This is a genomic window from Chlamydiales bacterium (assembly GCA_031292375.1).
GTDB lineage: Bacteria > Chlamydiota > Chlamydiia > Chlamydiales > VFKH01 > JARLHF01.
The window spans coordinates 58,499-76,216 of record JARLHF010000001.1 but is presented as its reverse complement, the minus strand read 5'-3'; the positions used below and the strand labels follow the sequence as shown (position 1 = coordinate 76,216).

Annotated in this window: 16 protein-coding genes; 10 read left to right on the top strand and 6 right to left on the bottom strand. The window is 37.9% G+C overall.

The window, feature by feature from the left end; genetic code table 11:
* Positions 1–55: 55 nt before the first annotated feature.
* Genes P4L16_00320 through P4L16_00310 form a run of 3 tightly spaced genes read left to right on the top strand, consistent with a single transcriptional unit; the run spans position 56 to position 2,899 of the window.
* Positions 56–418 (top strand): hypothetical protein, encoded by a 363-nt coding sequence (locus tag P4L16_00320; GenBank protein ID MDR3623572.1) that lies wholly within the window; start codon positions 56–58, stop codon positions 416–418.
* Positions 415–1,686, top strand: coding sequence for a hemolysin family protein (locus P4L16_00315; GenBank protein ID MDR3623571.1), 1,272 nt, complete (start codon positions 415–417; stop codon positions 1,684–1,686). Before P4L16_00320 ends, P4L16_00315 begins: the two co-directional genes overlap by 4 nt.
* Positions 1,676–2,899 carry a hemolysin family protein gene (locus P4L16_00310; GenBank protein MDR3623570.1) on the top strand — a complete coding sequence of 408 codons (1,224 nt, stop codon included), beginning with the start codon at positions 1,676–1,678 and terminating at the stop codon, positions 2,897–2,899. The genes P4L16_00315 and P4L16_00310 overlap by 11 nt, the downstream gene beginning before the upstream one ends.
* Here P4L16_00310 and P4L16_00305 read toward each other — a convergent pair.
* The gene (locus P4L16_00305; GenBank protein MDR3623569.1) at positions 2,891–4,006 is read right to left on the bottom strand and encodes a cysteine desulfurase family protein; all 1,116 of its coding nucleotides are present in this window, start codon (positions 4,004–4,006) and stop codon (positions 2,891–2,893) included. The genes P4L16_00310 and P4L16_00305 overlap by 9 nt on opposite strands.
* Positions 4,007–4,110: 104 nt before the next feature.
* On the opposite strand from P4L16_00305, the gene P4L16_00300 reads away from it, so the two are divergent.
* Both P4L16_00300 and P4L16_00295 read left to right on the top strand, forming a co-directional pair.
* Positions 4,111–4,248 (top strand): DUF3096 domain-containing protein, encoded by a 138-nt coding sequence (locus P4L16_00300; GenBank protein ID MDR3623568.1) that lies wholly within the window; start codon positions 4,111–4,113, stop codon positions 4,246–4,248.
* A gap of 308 nt (positions 4,249–4,556) precedes the next feature.
* Positions 4,557–5,495 carry a DMT family transporter gene (locus tag P4L16_00295; protein MDR3623567.1) on the top strand — a complete coding sequence of 313 codons (939 nt, stop codon included), beginning with the start codon at positions 4,557–4,559 and terminating at the stop codon, positions 5,493–5,495.
* Positions 5,496–5,597: 102 nt separating this feature from the next.
* On the opposite strand, the gene P4L16_00290 is transcribed toward P4L16_00295, so the two are convergent.
* Entirely contained in the window at positions 5,598–5,822 is a 225-nt protein-coding gene (locus P4L16_00290; GenBank protein MDR3623566.1) for an AAA family ATPase, read from the bottom strand.
* 113 nt (positions 5,823–5,935) lie between these two features.
* Between P4L16_00290 and P4L16_00285 the strand changes: the two genes are divergently transcribed.
* Positions 5,936–6,943 carry a hypothetical protein gene (locus P4L16_00285; GenBank protein MDR3623565.1) on the top strand — a complete coding sequence of 336 codons (1,008 nt, stop codon included), beginning with the start codon at positions 5,936–5,938 and terminating at the stop codon, positions 6,941–6,943.
* Here P4L16_00285 and P4L16_00280 read toward each other — a convergent pair.
* Entirely contained in the window at positions 6,940–9,597 is a 2,658-nt protein-coding gene (locus tag P4L16_00280; protein MDR3623564.1) for a hypothetical protein, read from the bottom strand. The genes P4L16_00285 and P4L16_00280 overlap by 4 nt on opposite strands.
* A 90-nt stretch (positions 9,598–9,687) precedes the next feature.
* On the opposite strand from P4L16_00280, the gene P4L16_00275 reads away from it, so the two are divergent.
* Together P4L16_00275 and P4L16_00270 are read left to right on the top strand one after the other, a co-directional pair.
* Complete coding sequence (locus P4L16_00275; protein MDR3623563.1) at positions 9,688–10,788, top strand: glucose 1-dehydrogenase; 1,101 nt, start codon at positions 9,688–9,690, stop codon at positions 10,786–10,788.
* Between the two features lie 6 nt (positions 10,789–10,794).
* Positions 10,795–12,327 carry a GMC family oxidoreductase gene (locus P4L16_00270; GenBank protein ID MDR3623562.1) on the top strand — a complete coding sequence of 511 codons (1,533 nt, stop codon included), beginning with the start codon at positions 10,795–10,797 and terminating at the stop codon, positions 12,325–12,327.
* 3 nt (positions 12,328–12,330) lie between these two features.
* Here the strand turns inward: P4L16_00270 and P4L16_00265 are convergent, their stop codons facing one another.
* A complete protein-coding gene (locus P4L16_00265) occupies positions 12,331–13,170 on the bottom strand; it encodes a hypothetical protein (GenBank protein MDR3623561.1) in 840 nt (279 codons plus the stop codon).
* An 82-nt stretch (positions 13,171–13,252) separates the two neighbouring features.
* Here P4L16_00265 and P4L16_00260 point away from each other — a divergent pair, with 82 nt between their 5' ends.
* Positions 13,253–15,100 carry a beta-1,3-glucanase family protein gene (locus tag P4L16_00260; protein MDR3623560.1) on the top strand — a complete coding sequence of 616 codons (1,848 nt, stop codon included), beginning with the start codon at positions 13,253–13,255 and terminating at the stop codon, positions 15,098–15,100.
* On the opposite strand, the gene P4L16_00255 is transcribed toward P4L16_00260, so the two are convergent.
* Positions 15,097–16,134 carry a glycosyltransferase family 2 protein gene (locus P4L16_00255; protein ID MDR3623559.1) on the bottom strand — a complete coding sequence of 346 codons (1,038 nt, stop codon included), beginning with the start codon at positions 16,132–16,134 and terminating at the stop codon, positions 15,097–15,099. The genes P4L16_00260 and P4L16_00255 overlap by 4 nt on opposite strands.
* A 103-nt stretch (positions 16,135–16,237) precedes the next feature.
* Between P4L16_00255 and P4L16_00250 the strand changes: the two genes are divergently transcribed.
* The gene (locus P4L16_00250; GenBank protein MDR3623558.1) at positions 16,238–16,591 is read left to right on the top strand and encodes a hypothetical protein; all 354 of its coding nucleotides are present in this window, start codon (positions 16,238–16,240) and stop codon (positions 16,589–16,591) included.
* A gap of 19 nt (positions 16,592–16,610) precedes the next feature.
* On the opposite strand, the gene P4L16_00245 is transcribed toward P4L16_00250, so the two are convergent.
* Positions 16,611–17,627: a hypothetical protein gene (locus P4L16_00245; GenBank protein ID MDR3623557.1), complete on the bottom strand. Its 1,017-nt coding sequence runs from the start codon at positions 17,625–17,627 to the stop codon at positions 16,611–16,613.
* Positions 17,628–17,718 lie beyond the last annotated feature (91 nt).

Below are 17,718 nucleotides of genomic sequence, written 5' to 3'. Positions count from 1 at the left end.
TACACAAACAATTTTTGAACTTGTTTGTGTATATATATAGAAGAGGAACTTGGTATTGGAAAAGAGCTTTTTTCGTTGGGTTTACCAAAAGGTAAGAAACAAGCCCTCTGTGCCTGCAAAAAAGAGCCGCTTAATCATTAATTACTTTTTGTGGATGGTTTTGGCTGTGATCACTTGTAGTTTGATTTATGAGCCAAATTATACACGTTTAAAAAATGATGAAAGTTTGCTTTTGCAAAAGCTTTACGAACTTACCGAAGAGAAAGAGTTGGCTCTTACTTTACAAAAAGACCTACAACAGCGTATTAATAGTCAAAGTGATCATGATTGGATCGAAATGACGTTAATGAGAAAGCTCGGTTTGGTTGCCGAAGGGCAGACTAAAGTGTTTTTTGAACCTTCTTTGGAAAGTTCATGACGGTCCTTATTGTTGTTATTATATTAGTTTTGTGTCTTCTTTCTGGCTTTTTTTCAGCATCTCAGACAGCTTTGCTCTCCCTTTCCTCGATGCAGGTTAAATTGTTTGGACAGAGTAAAGATGAAAGAAAGCTTCTTATTGCACGCCTAGTTTCAAGGCCAAGAAACCTTCTTGTCACTCTTTTTATGCTGGATACTTTAGTTAATCTTCTTGTGCAGAATTTTGCATCCAGTCTTTTTGGAATGTACTCTACATGGGCTTTAAGAGTAGGTGTGCCCTTGCTTTTAACGCTTATTATTGGAGAAATTATTCCTAAATCATTGGCTTTTGCACATAAGTCAAAAGTTGCTTTCCTTGTAGCTCCAACTATTTTTCGAATTGAAAAAATTGTAGAGCCAATTAGAGATTTTCTTACTGTCATAACAACATATGTGTCTGCAGCACTTTTTTTCTTTTTGAAAAAAGAGAAAGAGATTTCGGAAGAGGAACTACACCATGTGCTGAAGACATCACAAATTCATGGGATTTTATCGAAAGAAGAGGCTCATTTAATTGATGGGTATTTAATACTACAAGAAGCTACAGTTAAAGAACTTATGCGTCCAAGAGACGAAGTGTTGATCTACCATTTGGATGAGCAGATTTCAAGGCTTACGCACCTTTTTGTTGAAGAGGCTTGTTCTCGTATTCCGGTTTGCTTAACAAATGTTGATGATATTAAAGGCGTTATTTCTGCAAGGGACTTTTTTCTTAATAGAGATAAGATACACACTTCTTCAGATCTTGTATCCTTTTTAAAACAGCCTTTTTTTGTGCCAGAAATGACAAAAGCACGCTTTTTACTTAAACAGTTTTCTCAAAGAAGGGAGTCTCTTGCAATTGTTGTAAATGAATATGGCCTATTTAGTGGCTTAATTACTCATGAGGATTTAGTTGAGACAGTTGTAGGGGATATTGCAGATAGAAGGGATGAAAAAAGGCTTTATACACGCTCTGGAGAGAATGTTGTTATTGCTAGCGGTAAATTGGAACTTATGGAGTTTGAAGAAATATTCAATGTGAAGCTAGAAAGCCCTGTGAACCAGGTAACGATAGGAGGATGGCTTACAGAGCAGCTAGGAGATATCCCAAAAGCTGGAACGCAATATGAGTCTTCAGGCTTTTTATTTAAAGTTTTGGCGGCAGATCCAACCAGGGTAAGACGTGTTTATATTCGAAAATTGCATGCTCATAAGCTGGCAAAGAGTGGGGCTTATCATGGAGCGTAGCGCACTATTTTGGTTTATTTTGACAATGCTTTGTATTCTAGCTGAAGGCTTTTTTGCTATGGGAGAGATTGCTATTATCTCTTTTAATAAGGTACGCTTACATTACTATGTAAATAAAAAAATAAAGAGAGCTGAGTGGATTAATGAATTGCTACAAAATCCCTCTCGTTTATTTGGAACTGTTTTGCTGGGTGTAAATATTGCTCTCCAGGTAGGCTCAGAGTGTTCAAGACAGTTTTACGTTGCTGCTGGACTAAATCCTGATTTTGCTTTTGTTTCACAGTTTGTATTAGTTGTTGTGATTGCAGAGCTTGCCCCCCTTTTTGCTGGAAGGCGCTATGCAGAACATGCTTCTATGTTACAAGTTCCTGTCATTTATGGAGCATCTAAAGTAATGGCTCCAGTAATTTGGCTTTTTAGCTTGTCAGTAAAGGCAATGAATAAGTTGTTTCATAGCCACCAAGAGGAGCTTGGGAGTATTTTAAGCCGCGAAGAGCTCCAAAAAATCGTTGAAGAACAAGATGATACAACATCTATCACTGCTGAAAAAGAGGAGTTTAATGTCATTGTTGGAAATATTTTTCATCTTAGAACAAAGATAGCAAAACAGGTGATGGTACCGCTTGTTGAATTAAAAATGGTGCCAAATACTTGTAGTGTAGGAGATCTTCGTTTGATTTTAAAAGAGACGCCTCATTCGAATATTCCGATTTATCACAGAAATCCTGCTAATGTAGTTGCGATTACTTCTCCTAGGGACCTAGTTCGTATCCCTGATAATAAAAATGTAAGAGAGTTTGCAAGGCCTCCGTGGTTTATTACAGAGGAGACAACTGTAACAGAAATTCTCAATCAGTTTCGTCGCAACGGGCAAAATGCTGCAATCGTGTTAGATGAAAAAGGAAAAGCACAAGGACTAATTACTTTAGATGATATTTTGGACGAAATTTTTCATGAAGAAAAAGAAAGTGAGCTCTTGTTTGCAATAGTTGATAAGACGTTTCCTGGGCAAATGTCGATAGCTGAATTTAATAAAGAGTTTAAGGCTCACCTGGAGGGTAGAGAAGCTACAACTCTTGAAGAGCTAATAAGCAGGCACCTGGAGCACCATCCAGTAGAAGGTGACAAGGTACGCATAGAGAATTTTGAGCTTACTGTAGAGGAGAGTTCTCTTCTTGGTATTAAATCCGTTTCAGTGCGTACCTTAAGATAGACACCTTAACTTAGATACAAGGTTTTTTATAATTTCAATAGCAGTGTCAATTTCCTCTTTTGTGTTGTTTCTGCTAAGAGAGAAGCGAATGGAACTTTTTACAACTTTTCTTGAAAGTCCCATATTGAGAAGGACCCTGGAGGGTTCAAGTGCTCCTGCATTGCAAGCAGAGCCATGGCTAGCTGCAATTTGAGATAAATCTAAGTGGATAAGTAGCGCTTCTGCATCAATACCATGAAAAGCTAAATTAGTTGTGTTTGAAATGCGAGGGCCCTCTCCATTAATGCTAACGCCTTCTATATTAAGAAGACCTTTTTCTAGATGATCTCTCAGTGCTTTTGTGTAATTGGTTATATTATCTTGGTTTTGTAGTAATGTAAGTGCTTTTGCAATGCCAAGTATCCCTGCAAGATTTTCCGTTCCACCTCTTTTTCCATATTCTTGAGAACCTCCTGTAATGAGAGGAGAGCACTTTAGATTTTTTCGTAGAATTAAAAAACCACTTCCCTTTGGTCCATGAAACTTATGCCCACTTGCTGCAATAGCCAAAATTCCTTTATGCATTATAAAAGGCTCTTTGCCAATCCATGAGACAGCATCTACGATGAAAGGAATATTGCGGGCAGAAGCAATCATTCCAATTGCTTCGATATCTGTTTTTACACCCGTTTCGTTATTTGCACCAATTAGTGCAATCAGTTTTGTATTGGGTTGAAGAGCATGTTGAACATCTTCTGGAAGGACAGCACCCCAAGAACCTACTGGTAATTGGGTGACTTCAATATCTTTGATGCTCTGTAGGGTTTTGTTTACGGCGGAATGTTCCGCATTAGATGTGATTACATGACCACCTTTGAGGTCGATACCGCGAATGATTTGGTTAAGTGCTTCTGTGCCACCTGATGTAAAAATGACTTCAGATGGTGATACGTTGAAAAAATGAGCTACAGACTCTCTTGCAAATGCAAGCTTTGCTTTTGCTTCTCTTCCGAAAAAATGCGTGCTAGAGGGGTTTAAAGGTATATTTTCTAGGTCTTCAAGCATCGCATGTAAAACTTCTTTGTCAAGCGATGTTGTTGCGTTGTTATCTAGGTAAATAGGTGGCATAAAGTAAGTTATAATTTTTTTTGTTGCTGTAATATGGGATAAAAGTATACATAGTAAATTATTGATAGGTTATATACAAGTGAATTGAAAATAAGGAGCCTTTTATGAACCATCCAGCTATAATCCCTATAGTTTCTTTAATTGCCGGTATTATTATTTTAATTTTTCCAACAATTTTAAATTATATTGTTGCGTTATATTTAATTGTTGTAGGTTTACTCGGCCTAATCGCGATGCGTTAGAAAAAAAATAGTGTGGGCTTTAGGCCCACACCTTGTAAAAGGTGTGTTCTAGGCTTTTTATGGCTAGAATAGTGCTATTAAATAATATTCATAAATAGTACAATGAAGCAATCCAGATAAATTTGGAAGTCGATAACGATCAAAAAAAACAATTCCCTGTAATACGCATAAGTTTTTACTTTATTTGTGTATACACAAATAATTCTTGAACCTGTTTGTGTATACACAAATAATTCTTGAACCTGTTTGTGTATATATTCCTCTTGCGTCTTGTTTGTCTTTTTTCTTAAAAAAACCCATGCTTATAAATGTTTATTAAATCTATTATCTATTCCGTACTGGCTTGCCTAATTTGGGGTCTAATTTTTTTAATCCCTTATCTTTTAGAGGGCATTAATACCTTTGATATTGTTCTTGGACGCTACTTTTGCTATGGAACTTTATCGCTTGCTCTTCTTCTCTATAGTGTTGTTGTAAGCCGACAAAGGCAAGTGTTTAAGTACTGGAAACAAGCTTTTCTCTGTGCTTTAGTCATGAACTTTCTCTATTTCATAAGCCTTGTTATGGGTATGCGCTTATCAAGTCCTTCTGTAATTGCTTTGTTAGTTGGAATTTCTCCTTTAGTGATTGTAGCTATTAGTGGTAGGAAACAGCAATCGATGATGCGTTATTTTGTGCCTGCTTTAGTGATTGTCTTAGGTCTGAATTTGGTAAATATTCAGACATTTTTATTAGAAAGCGAAGCGCTTACATTTTGGGAGTACGTACAGGGTATAGCATTTGGATTGGTTGCTCTGGTGGCATGGGCTTGGTACGTTATTTTTAACTCTAATTTTTTAGCAAAGAATAGAGAAGTAAATCCGTGGCAATGGACAACGCTCATTGGCGTTGCAACTCTTTGTCTTACTATTGTCGGTATGGCTGTACGTGTTTTTACAATGGACCCTGACTATATGGAAGAGCTTTTGTTTACGAGTGATATGGGAATTAAGTTTCTTGTAGGCTCTATTATTCTTGGTGTTTTATGTTCTTGGATAGCCTATGCGCTTTGGAATTCTGCTAGTGCAAAACTTTCGGCAGCCCTCTCTGGCCAAATTGCTATCTTAGAGACAGTTTTTGGTATCTTGTTTGTTTATGGCTTCGAACAGGTATTTCCAACCTATTTGGAAATAATAGGTATCATTTGTATCCTTTTGGGTGTATGGAGAGGGCTTTATATCTCTCAGTCTAAAGCATATACGTCGTAAGTTCATTGTGCACGTAGAAGACATTAAAATCGATTGCAGATACGCGGTCTTGTTCTGCATTCCAAAATTCGTTACATTCTGTAAGCGAGAGTTCCTCTAGGATCATATCAAGAGATATTCTTCCTTTTGGTCTGCGGATGTTATGCCACTAGTTGGTGGTAGACCAGAGAAAACATAATGGAGTGTTTTTTTAGCAAATTCTTGTGCTAAACGACTTTTTCCAATTCGACGTCTTCCACGTATCACTACAAGACTTGCTGATTTCTTTTTAAACAGCTCATTGAGCATTTGGAGCTCTTTTTTACGACCAACAAATGAGTGAAGCATGTTAATCCTTAATTTGGTGACCAAATTAAGAAAAATGAATTTAGTGATAGTGCTTTTTTATTAACATTTAGTTTTAATTTAGATAGACTATGAATTAAAGCAGGAGAAGCATTATGTCAACAACAGTAGAGAGCTCAATTACTAATTTGATTCGAGTGTATGATGAAAAAGAGGCGGGGCACTTATATCGGTATAGCGCAGATGCTCAGGGACAGTTAACTTTACGCTCTAAGTTTGCTCGTGTGTTTACATGGATTGGACACTATGTTTTTCGAATGTCATACAGTGAAGTTTTTGAGAAAGCTATTACAGTTTCCCTTCAAAGCCTGAAAACAGAGGGCGAAGGTGTTTTTGAGCGTAAAATTAAGGAAATAAAAAGTCAGAGTGATGCGCAGGTTCAAAAGATTAATGAAGCTCTTTGTGGTGTAGATGGTTTTTTTGCGGAGCAGAATCAGTATCACAGTGGCGGGCCAACACATCAACAAGAGATCGCTACAACGTTTAGTAGAATAATAGAGAAAGCTGAAAAAGAAACAAAAGAATTACAAGAGCAAGCAACTAAAACCGCAAATTTCCATCGTTTTTCAATAGAACAACCTGCGGGGTATTTTTGTCTTTCGCCAGAGGAACAAGAAGCTCAGAGAGAAAATATGCTCTCTAAGTTACAAGAGCACTTAGGGGAATTTGTAGGTAGGTTAAGGGACATATTTGGAAAGGATTTGGAGGTAGAGTTTCAACGGTACAAAGAGAGTAAACCAGAAGTTGGTAAGAGTGTTAGACGTGTAGATGATGAAAAGATAGGATGTCAATTTAGAACAGCTCTCTATGATAAAAATAATAGAGCCTCCAATATAATTGTGAGTACTAGGGCAGTGATTTCACGGCCTGGAGTGCCTGGAAGCATAGAAATTAACCCATCTATTATCTATTATTCGCTTACAACAGCCAAGAATTCTGGAGGTTCGTTGATTTGTGACTGTTTTGGAACAGTAAAGTTCAACAATGCTAGCGATGAATTATTAGGATTGTTTAAGGGTAGAGTGCAAATAGCTGAAAATAGGGCAAGAGGGCTTCTTGAGAAAACAAAAGCAAGTTTAAGTTCAAGCAATCCTTCTCTTTAATGATCGTCGATGAGGTTAGCAACAAGGCCACTCCAACCCGTTTGGTGAGAGGCGCCAAGGCCTCTGCCATTGTCTGCATGGTAATGCTCATAAAATAGAAGTAGCTCTTTCCAGCGAGCATCATCTTGATAAAAGTGCATGCCTTGATGGATGGGGCGCACATCTTTTGCATCTTTTCTAAAAAGAGAGATGAGCCTATTTTTAAGAGAGATCGCCATCTCTTGTAGGGTGATGGGAGCTTCACCAGGTACTGTAACTTGAAAGGAATCATTAGCAATAGATGCAAGTGTTTTTAGCGCATCTAAAAAGAGGTAATTGGTTGGAAACCAGATAGGGCCTCGCCAGTTGGAATTTCCTCCTTTGATTCTTTCTAAGGATTCTCCTGGCTCATAGCCCACTCGAGAGCCTTGAAAATCTATAGGATGATTTTCATGGTATTTTGAAAGGCTTCTAAGGCCATATTCTGAGCGAAATTCATTGGGATTCCAAACATAGGTTAAAAGCCTTTTCATCTGAGAGATCTGCATCATAGAAAACAAGTAGAAGTTTTTCCCTTCTTTTTCTATCTTTATTGTGCACTTTTCCATGCGCTCTGGATTGATTTTAAAAAAGAAGGTAAAGCTCTCATAAAATTTAGGAAATTGCTTGAGCTCTTCTTCTTCAAAGAAGTCGATAGCAAAGAAAGGAACAATACCTACAAATGAGCGAATTTTTAGTTGAACATGGCCATCATTTGGGTAAGAAATTACATCATAGAAAAATCCATCCTCTTCGTTCCAAAGGTGAATGGATCGCTGTTTAGTCGACTCCATAGCTGCAGAGATATACATAAAGTGTTCAAGATAATGCACTGCAAGCTCTTCAAAGCCTGGATAGTGTTTTGCAAGCTCTAGTGAGATTCTCATCATCTTTAATGCAAAAAATCCCATCCAGCCTGTGCCGTCAGACTGTTCAAAGTGACCTCCATTGGGAAGGGGCCTACTTCGATCGACAACGGAAATGTTGTCGAGTCCTAAAAAGCCTCCTTCAAAGAAGTTGTTTCCAGAGCTGTCCACTTTATTTATCCACCAGCTAAAGTTGCGCACAAGCGCCATAAAGCCATTTTTTAAGAATAAAAGATTTTCCGTATCATTATTCTTTTTTCCTTTTTGAAAGAGCTCCCAAAGAGCCCAAGCATGTACAGGTGGGTTGAGATCAGAAAATCCCCACTCGTAAGCTGGAACTTGCCCGTTGGGGTGTTGCATGTGGTAGGTAAAGAGAAGTTCGAGTTGCTGTTTTGCAAGAACCAAGTCTACAAGAGAAAATGTTACGGTGTGGAAGGCTAAGTCCCAAGCTGCAAACCAGGGGTATTCCCACTTATCTGGCATAGAAAGAACGCTTAAGATATTGAGATGTGTCCAGTGACCATTACGAATCATACCTCTATTTTCGGGGGGAGGATTTTGTGGAAAATCTCCTTTTAGCCATTCATCGACATCATAAAAATAAAACTGTTTACTCCAAATCATTCCAGAGATTGCTTGGCGTTGTATGTCTAAGTCATCTTGAGATGTATTTTTTGGTTGTATGGAGGCGTAAAATGCATCTGCATCCTCTTTTTTTGTTTTAATAATAGTATCGATATCTTTTAGCGGGTTTTCAATTAATTTAGATGTTAACCTAAGACGAATTACATGAGATTTTCCACCCGGAATTTCGATTCCTTGATAGTGTAGTCCTGCTTTTGAGCCTATTTTCTCTGGGTTAATAGAAGGTTTATTGTGGATGATATGCTCGTGAAATCCATCTTTTACGTAAGGCCTTTGGTTAGGAGCATTCCATAGACGTTGATTATTTGTTTCATTTTCAGTAAATAGCGTCTTTGCAGAGGGGTCTGCAAAGAGATAGAAAGAGGGGAGTGCATATTCAAAGGAGAGATCTTTTGGAGTTTGCACTAAAGAGGCATCTGCAAAGAGTGTAATGTAATCTTGATGATTTGAGATTTCCGAAATTTTAGGTGCTTGACAGGTACCTTGTGACCAAGTCCATGTATTTCTAAACCAGAGCTGAGGGACAACATGAATTGTGGCAGCATCTTTACCTGCATTGACAATTTCAATACGAATGCAGAGATCTTCAGGATCTTGCTTTGCATATTCTATGAAACAATCAAAGTACTTGTTATTATCAAAAATTTTAGTGTCGACAAGTTCATATTCTCGATCATTTAGTCCTCTTTTTTTATTCTCTTGTACGAGTTTATCGTAGGGAAATTCTTCTTGTGGATATTTATAGAGGTATTTCATGTAAGAGTGTGTCGGTGTTGCATCTAAATAGTAGTAATATTCTTTGACATCTTCGCCATGATTGCCTTCTAATGGGGTTAGACCAAAAAGGCGCTCTTTAAGTATGGGATCTTTTCCATTCCAAAATGCAATAGAAAAAATAAGTTTTTGATAGTAGTCGCAAAAGCCTGCAATGCCATCATCTCCCCAACGAAAGGCTTTTGAGCGCGCCATATCATGTGTTGAATAGAGCCATGCATTGCCATCTGCGCTATAGTCTTCTCTTACACTTGCCCAGGCCCGCTCAGAAAGATAAGGTCCCCACTTTCTCCAAGGGCATACGCGATCTTTAGAGAGTTCATTTAGCCGTTTTGACTCTTCGCTTACCATAATTTATAAACCTTAATTTTTTTATTGACTTCGTATGAACCATTTTGTATCACTCACCTTTATACATGTCAAAAAAAATCAGGATTTTTTATGAAAGCAATAGCCTTACTTCCAGGAACAAAAGACCTTTCAATTGTTGATGTTCCAGAGCCTATGATTCAAAAACCAGATGAGCTCAAAGTCAAAATATTAAAAGTAGGGATCTGTGGAACAGATAGAGAGGAAGCTTCTGGTGGTAGAGCGGATGCACCTCCTGGAGAGAAAAAATTAATTATCGGCCATGAGATGTTTGGCAAGGTTGTCGAAATTGGCGCCCAAGTAAAAAACTTTAAGGTAGATGATTTTGTTATCATCACCGTTCGAAGAGGATGCGATCAATGCCCTGCTTGTTTAAGTTTTAGATCAGATATGTGTACAACAGGTAATTACACGGAAAGGGGGATTAAAGGAAGACATGGATTTCAATCTGAATTTGTTGTTGACCAAGAGATGTATGCAATCAAAGCATCTCCTCAAATTCAAAATATCGGCGTTCTTGCAGAGCCTATGTCCGTTGTGCAAAAAGCTATTGAAGAGGCATGTATCATTCAGGCTGCTCGTCTTCCTTATATTAAAGACAAAACAAAGTGGCTTAATGGTAAAAAAGTGCTTGTCGCAGGACTTGGGCCCATTGGCTTACTTGCAGCTATTACTCTTGCCCTAAGAGGAGCTACAGTTCTTGGTCTCGACGTCGTTGACACAAATAGCCCAAGAGTGAAAATCTTACAAGCAATTGGTGGCACATATTATAATGACAAGCAAGTAGACCCCATTGCCTTTCAAAAGGATCATCATCATATCGATTTAATCTTAGATGGTGCTGGCATTGCAAAATTAGACTTTGATCTCTTGGAGATGCTGGGTATCAACGGTGTTTTTGTACTTACAGGGGTTCCTGGAGATCAACGTTTAATTAATGTAGACGGTGCAGATCTTATGCGCAAGCTTGTATTAAAAAATCAAGTGATGGTAGGAAGTGTCAACGAAAGCATTCATCATTTTCAAAAAGGAATAGAGGATTTAGAGACGGCATCAAAAAAATGGCCAGGTGTGGTTGATAAGCTCATCACACAAAAATATCCTTATCAGCAATTTGCAAATGCGCTCTCGCACCACTCTGCAGATGAAATTAAAGTTGTAATCGAATGGTAGGTTTTCATGGAAAAGTATGATGTGATCATTATAGGAAGCGGCGCTGGTGGCGGAACACTTGCCCATGCACTCTCAAAGTCTGGAAAAAAAGTCTTGATTCTTGAAAGAGGGGAGTATTTGCGACGTGAAAAAGAGAACTGGGAGCCAAGAGCCGTTTTCTTAGAAAATCGCTATCACACCAAAGAGCATTGGTATGATAAAGAGGGAAAAGCGTTTTCTCCTGGCATGAATTATTATGTGGGTGGTAATACGAAGATGTATGGAGCTGCGCTTTTGCGTCTTAGAAGGAATGACTTTGAAGAAGTTAAGCACTACGGCGGTGTATCTCCTGCATGGCCATTGAAGTATGATACATTTAAGCCCTACTATTTAGAAGCAGAAAAGCTCTACACGGTTCATGGACTTAGAGGAGAAGATCCTCTTGAACCAGAAGAAGGCTCTCCCTATCCTTATGCCGCGATCTCTCATGAGCCCTATATTCAAAAAATTGCGGATAAATTGAAAGCTCTTAAATTAAATCCCTTTCATCTTCCTTTGGGCCTTCGCCTAAATGAACAAGATACTGAAAAAAGTGCTTGTATTCGCTGTGATACGTGTGATGGCTTTGCATGCCTTGTAGATGCCAAGTCTGATGCTCATATCAGTTGCATTCGTCCTGCTTTGGCAACGGGAAATGTTACTTTGATTACATCTGCAAAGGTACAAAAGCTTATTCCCGACGCTACAGGATCGACTATTAAGGAAGTAGAAGTACTTCGAAATAACAAGATAGAAAAGTATACAGCGCCTTTATTTGTGGTCTCTTGTGGAGCTGTCAACTCTGCAGCTTTGTTTTTGCGCTCGACACATCCAAAGCATCCAAATGGCCTTGCTAATGGTTCTGATTTGGTGGGAAGGCACTATATGTTTCACAACAACTCTGTGATGATCGCAATATCAAAAGAAGTTAACCCTACAAAGTATGAAAAAACATTGGCAGTCAATGATTTTTACTACAGAGCAGAGGACTCAGAATTGCCCCTTGGACATATACAGCTTCTTGGCAATGTTAAAAAAGAGATGTTGCAAGAAGAAGCTCCAGCATTTGCTCCAGGAGTTGCTCTTGAATTTCTTGCAGATCATTCTGTTGGCTGGTGGCTTACCTCTGAGGATTTGCCTGATAAAAACAACCGTGTAAGCCTTAATAAAAATGGTGAAATCATTCTTTCTTACACGCCTAATAACTTAGAGGCACACGAAAGATTGCTTGCTAAGCTTAAAACACTTCTTCATCAAATAGGGCCGCATACGCATATCTTCCCTAATAAAATTTACCTTTCCCAGCAAATACCCATTGCTGGTTGTGCTCATCAAGCAGGAACACTTCGTTTTGGAGAAGATCCAAAGACTTCTGTACTTGATTTAAACTGTAAAGCTCATGGCATTGACAACTTGTTTGCAGTGGATTCTAGCTTTTTTCCATCGATTGGAGCTGTCAATCCAACGCTTACAATTGTTGCTAATGCCTTAAGAGTTGCTGAAGTCATTAAGAAGTTATGAACATTAGAATAAATAGGTGAAGTTAAAGTTGACCCCCCAGAAATTATATGTATTTTCTGGGAGGCCAAGAGCTGTTCCTCCAGATGTTTCTGCAGTTGACAGGCCATCTTGCCAGCGCTCGTAAAATGGACTTAAGGTAAAAGAAAATCTTTTGTCGCATTCAAGAGTGTATGTAAGGGGTAGTTCAACATGGATATTTCCAAATGTATTTTGTAATTCCCAAAATGCACCCCCAAGTGTATCAATACGCACTGTTGAAAAAGCTTGTAGTGACCAAACTAGTTGTAGGCCCAGATTAAAGTTTGGACTAAAGGCATATTCTGTTTTAATTCCGATAGGAAAATAGAATTCATAGTAATTAAACCTCAACGAGGTTGAATCGCTCAAGAATGGAGGAAAATAGGAGTCAAGGAATGAGGTAGGTGCACTTGTAGAGGGCGTTAAATGGTGAGACATGAATCTAAAACCAAAGCCAGTGTAAACAGTACAAAGCCACTGATCACAGCACCAGGTATACCCCAAGCGCTCATTAGTATTGACATCAATGAAATGTCTGTTTCCATAGGATCCTTGAGTGTTTCCATCTCTCCATGCAAGTTCAACACCTCCGTAAAAGTTGTTTTTAGGTTGGTATTCATAAAGAGCTTGTAGTCCTCCTAGACTCCCGTTAAAAGAGGGCTCACCTCCCACTTCAAGGTTTGCATAAGTGTAGTTTGCTCCAACTGTTAGATAAGAGTTGTCTAGAATACAACAAGTTTTCTGATTGGAATAAGAGCCATCTCCAGAATGGCCAAAAAGCATTAAAGGTATAATACATGTAGCAAGGTGTAAATAAATTTTCATGATGAAATTTCCTTGTATAAAAAAATGTATGCTAGTACGCTCTATGAAAAAAATCTAGGAAAAAGTTCAACGGAGAAAAATCATGGTAAGAAAATGCTGGCTAACAATTTTTGCATGTCTTTTTGCAACCTATTTGTATGCGCTACCCTCTCGTGACTTCTACATTAACTTTTCAGAGCAATTTTTATCAGAGCAAAAATCTCATTTAGCAGCAACTGGCGTGACTCTTTCGCCTCCAACTGGTTATATGCCCTTTACCATTGTCAATAATAGTGGCCAGAGTGATTCTGATGTCTATGTTCTTATTCTTGTAAATACTTATACAAATATTATTACGTTCACAAAGAATCAAGATGGATTATTTTTAGGTGAATTGAGTGTACCTACACCAAAAACATATGTCTCTGCTATGGGCTCTGGCTCTTATCCACTTAGTTACTTTCCTGTAGACTCTACAACAACAAATGGACGTATTTTTTACCTTCCAACAACGCTTACTTTAAGCTCTGCTCGCATTTACTACTCAGTTGGAGGGCCCATTGACTGGCTTGTTCCTTATGTTGGGGCAGTACAGTTTCAACCACAAGATTTTGAAAATCCCTTGCAGGATAACTATTATACTTTATTCGACAAGCAAGAATTTACAATGGATGGAGGGGATCGTTATATAATGAACCCAACACTTGTAGACTATTATGGGATTCCTTTGTCATTTTCTATTTCGTATACGGACTATACTCAAATAACTCCTACACCGACAGTTGCCTATGCAGGGCTTCCTCCTTCATTAACAAGCACTCAGATTTTTACTAATTATACAACAGCTACAGCAACACTTCCCTCTACTCCAGATGGGGGAACTGAGCCAAAGTGGCAAGGGCTTTACTTAACATATGCACCTCCAAGTGGCAGTAGTGGCCTTTTGCGTATTTTATCACCAGACTCAGCATGTTCTGCAATAGGAACACCTCTTTTTCCATTAGACTATTTCATTGAACCTGACTATACAACCTGTTCTTGGTTATCTAATGTTTGGTATAACGTAGGAAATACTGCATCCTTTCAAGAACATCCTCTCTATATTGATTTATCTACTGCAGGCCCTACCTACGGAGTTGCAGAAGGGGTAATGGATGGGTCGGGAAATTTTAATTTTTCTGTTCTTTCAGGCACAGGAGGAGGCTCTACACTTACGCTTCCTTTACCCAACTCTTCAAAAGCGTTTTTTACATCAACGTTGAGCGACTATTCTCCGACTCCAACAAGTACAGGTGATCCTAATGTTTCAACAGCAATTTGGCAGGGTCTTTCTGCTGCAGTGATTTCTGGCGTTATTCCGCTTGTAACAAGTGAATCTGCCCCTTTAAGCCAAAGCTTTATTCGAACACAGACGCTTTTTACGAATAATTCACTGATACCTTGTACAGGTCCATGGTATGATTTTTACTCAGGAACATTTATTGGTATGGGTAGTGGTAATTACACACAGTTTTATACGACTCCTTATGGAGATTATTTGGGTACTAGTGGCACAGTAACTGTAACTAATATTGCCAATGCAGGGGCTCATGTAATTACAACAATTGGAGATATGAGTGGAATACCCATTCCAGATCCTTTTAATGACTCAAATAACTATACAGTAATTTTTAATGAATTGCCCTCGGGTGTAAGTGTAACATTTGGAAGCAATCCTGATTTTACATCGAATCCGTCTGTAAACTTTGCGGGACAAACTTTTGATACAGTGTCAGGGGCTACTATGTATTTGGGTGTTACATATGGTGGGGGAAACTATATTGGCCTTTGGGGAACGCAACTTATCCCTTCAGCGCCCGCTATGAAGCCTATTTTGCCAAATCCTGGCAATATGTCGCTGGCAGGTGGCCCTGGAGGTACACTCACAATCACCGTTGGCGCATCCCCTTAGGGAATTAAATCCATCATATCTTGCATGTATTGGTAGATCTTAGTGGATTTACAGCCTTGTATAAGGGCATTTTTAAATTCATTTCCAGCCTCAAAATATTCCATCCTTTCTTTATGCCTATAAGCTTTAAATAAGCTTTCTAAAATATCTGGAGAAGTTAATTTAAATTTATGTGTAGCCCAACTTTCTAAGCACTCTTCTGCTCTGTCTTTATTCCATAAAAGATCAGAAAATTCATCAGCAAAAACTTCAGAAATAGTACTTAAAGCTTTTTGAAAATTGATAATATTATTTAGATGTTCTCTTCTCCAATAGGAATGTGTACTTGTTCTATGCCAATAAAAGCTTTCGGGATCAGGAAGTATGGCTATTTTGCAACCAGCTGCTAGTAAAACTAGCCCAAATACCGTTGTGTCAAGGGCTCCACAATCTTCTGGATATCCTCCTACTAAATCAAAACACTTACGAGTGTAAAGATAATTTCCTTGATAAGATGGAAAAGAATTTTCGTCTTCTAACAGGCTATAAAGATCCGCAAAGTTATTTGAAGAAATGTATTTCCAACGGTGGATCTCATTATAGTTTCCTTCAAAAAATTTTGCATAATGAAAAGAAGCAATATCAGAATTTGTTTCATCTATCAAATTAATAAGTGAGTTTATTGAATTAGGGACCAAAACATTATCAGAATCTAAGTTGAAAATTAGATCCCCTTTTGAATGAAGTGTACAGGTATTACGGGCAGCTCCACCGCCTTTATTTTTCTCATGAGAAAAAACCAATAGATTTGGGTATTTTTGGGCACATTTTTTTAAAACAAGTTTTGTTTCATCAGTAGAGCAGTCATCAGTACAAATCACTTCAAAAGCAATGCTTAATTCTTGTTGATAAATAGATGCAATCGATTCTTCAACGGTTTTTTCGCAATTATAACAAGGTATAATAAATGATACTGAATGTGACTTGTACAAGTCATTTTTAGCTAATAAGGAACTGAAGAGGAATAAACTAATTAAGAAAAATATTTTATTCATAAATTGCTTCAGGTTTTAAAAATCAGACAGAATTGTAAGATTTAATATCTTTTTTTGCAATCGCTCTGTAACATGAGTTGGAAAATCTATCTGGGAGGGCTTTATGGTAAAAATATGTACAGAATTTGAAAATGATGGCAGCTGGACCGAAGTACTAGACTTTAGGCAAAAGGGGAGGCTTGTTAATGAAACGGGTCAAAAGATAACTTGTTGGCACATGGGGCGTAAGTTTCAAATAGAAAAAAAATATGAAAAACCCCTGTTACTCCCCGATAAAATAAGTAGGGCTTTATTATGCTATACTCTATGTTTTAAATGTGGAAAACAGCCTTGTATAAAAGATAAAACATCCATTTATGTTGTAAAACAGCTCGCTACATCGACTGCAACACATATTGTTTATCCACAAGAATATGAATCTATAATAGATCCCGGAAGACCATTATCATTCTCTTAGGAATGACATTCTTTATGCCTTAAAATAACATGTCTTGTTCGATTAGAGCAAAACATGTCCCAGAGCTAGGCTTACCCTTCTCTGGCCTGAAATAGATCAGGTTGTCGACTATTACGTTTCCCTCTTTATCTTTAATAATATGATTCTGTTCATCCCTGCGACAATAGTTCCAAGCTGGTGCAGTTACCTCAACGATCGGTCCAGAAACACAACACACACTTAAAGAAAACATTGAATCTGGGTGAATAACACAATCGAATTGCATCATGTTAAAAAAATCTTCTAACACATTAATGTCATGATCATTTTTAGATTCGCGACAATGGATAATGACATCATTATCAATTTTCCAATTTTTAAGCTCACGAATATATTTATCCCTAATTAGTTGGGGCTGTGGATCATCCGTAAAAATATACACATATAAAGGGTGCCCCTCAAAATGATTGGCAATTTGTTTCAAACCGTTTAGGTAAAAAGAATGTGGTGGAAATTTTGTTGGCATTTGTTCGATCTCCAATGGAGTATCAAAGCGGTTATTCTGACTACGTACGTGAATAGCTATAGTGAGACGATCTGATGGTAGTCCTATAGGTTCGATGTTCCCTTTTGGCCTGATAACTTCAGTAAGTTTTTTGCGAAATACTTCATTTTCCCAGTCTTCATCATTTAAAACATGACTACGGAACGAAATTAGATACAAGGTAGGAACACCATCGTCTCTATTCTCTTCAAGAAATTTCAAATTGTCTTTGATTTCGATTTTTCTTATATTTTCGACGTTTTCATTATCCATTAGCGGCGCGTGTGCTTCGGATAATTCAAGCTGATCACTGTAAATAAAAGGACGATAGAGCAAAGGGATTTCGTATTTATAGGATACCCATAAAGCTTTCATATAGTTGACCAATTGATCGCCAAACCGCCCACCATCTAAAGAATAAGTAACAAAAGATGAAGTGTTCTCTTTAGCATTATTGAATGGAGTAAAAGAACAAATAAAAATCAAACTGTAGAATAGCAACATTTTTCCCACGGCAGTAACCTCATTTTTTATATTCGCAGCGTGTTAAGGGAAGACTATATAGAATTAGGGGTTTTACAGGCGAGATATTTTAAAAAGTTGC

Excerpts from the sequence above, each read along its gene's own strand:
- P4L16_00315 (MDR3623571.1), top strand. The coding sequence starts at position 415 with ATGACGGTCCTTATTGTTGTTATTATATTAGTTTTGTGTCTTCTTTCT.
- P4L16_00310 (MDR3623570.1), top strand. The coding sequence starts at position 1,676 with ATGGAGCGTAGCGCACTATTTTGGTTTATTTTGACAATGCTTTGTATT.
- P4L16_00305 (MDR3623569.1), bottom strand. The coding sequence starts at position 4,006 with ATGCCACCTATTTACCTAGATAACAACGCAACAACATCGCTTGACAAA.
- P4L16_00300 (MDR3623568.1), top strand. The coding sequence starts at position 4,111 with ATGAACCATCCAGCTATAATCCCTATAGTTTCTTTAATTGCCGGTATT.
- P4L16_00295 (MDR3623567.1), top strand. The coding sequence starts at position 4,557 with ATGTTTATTAAATCTATTATCTATTCCGTACTGGCTTGCCTAATTTGG.
- P4L16_00290 (MDR3623566.1), bottom strand. The coding sequence starts at position 5,822 with ATGCTTCACTCATTTGTTGGTCGTAAAAAAGAGCTCCAAATGCTCAAT.
- P4L16_00285 (MDR3623565.1), top strand. The coding sequence starts at position 5,936 with ATGTCAACAACAGTAGAGAGCTCAATTACTAATTTGATTCGAGTGTAT.
- P4L16_00280 (MDR3623564.1), bottom strand. The coding sequence starts at position 9,597 with ATGGTAAGCGAAGAGTCAAAACGGCTAAATGAACTCTCTAAAGATCGC.
- P4L16_00275 (MDR3623563.1), top strand. The coding sequence starts at position 9,688 with ATGAAAGCAATAGCCTTACTTCCAGGAACAAAAGACCTTTCAATTGTT.
- P4L16_00270 (MDR3623562.1), top strand. The coding sequence starts at position 10,795 with ATGGAAAAGTATGATGTGATCATTATAGGAAGCGGCGCTGGTGGCGGA.
- P4L16_00265 (MDR3623561.1), bottom strand. The coding sequence starts at position 13,170 with ATGAAAATTTATTTACACCTTGCTACATGTATTATACCTTTAATGCTT.
- P4L16_00260 (MDR3623560.1), top strand. The coding sequence starts at position 13,253 with ATGGTAAGAAAATGCTGGCTAACAATTTTTGCATGTCTTTTTGCAACC.
- P4L16_00255 (MDR3623559.1), bottom strand. The coding sequence starts at position 16,134 with ATGAATAAAATATTTTTCTTAATTAGTTTATTCCTCTTCAGTTCCTTA.
- P4L16_00250 (MDR3623558.1), top strand. The coding sequence starts at position 16,238 with ATGGTAAAAATATGTACAGAATTTGAAAATGATGGCAGCTGGACCGAA.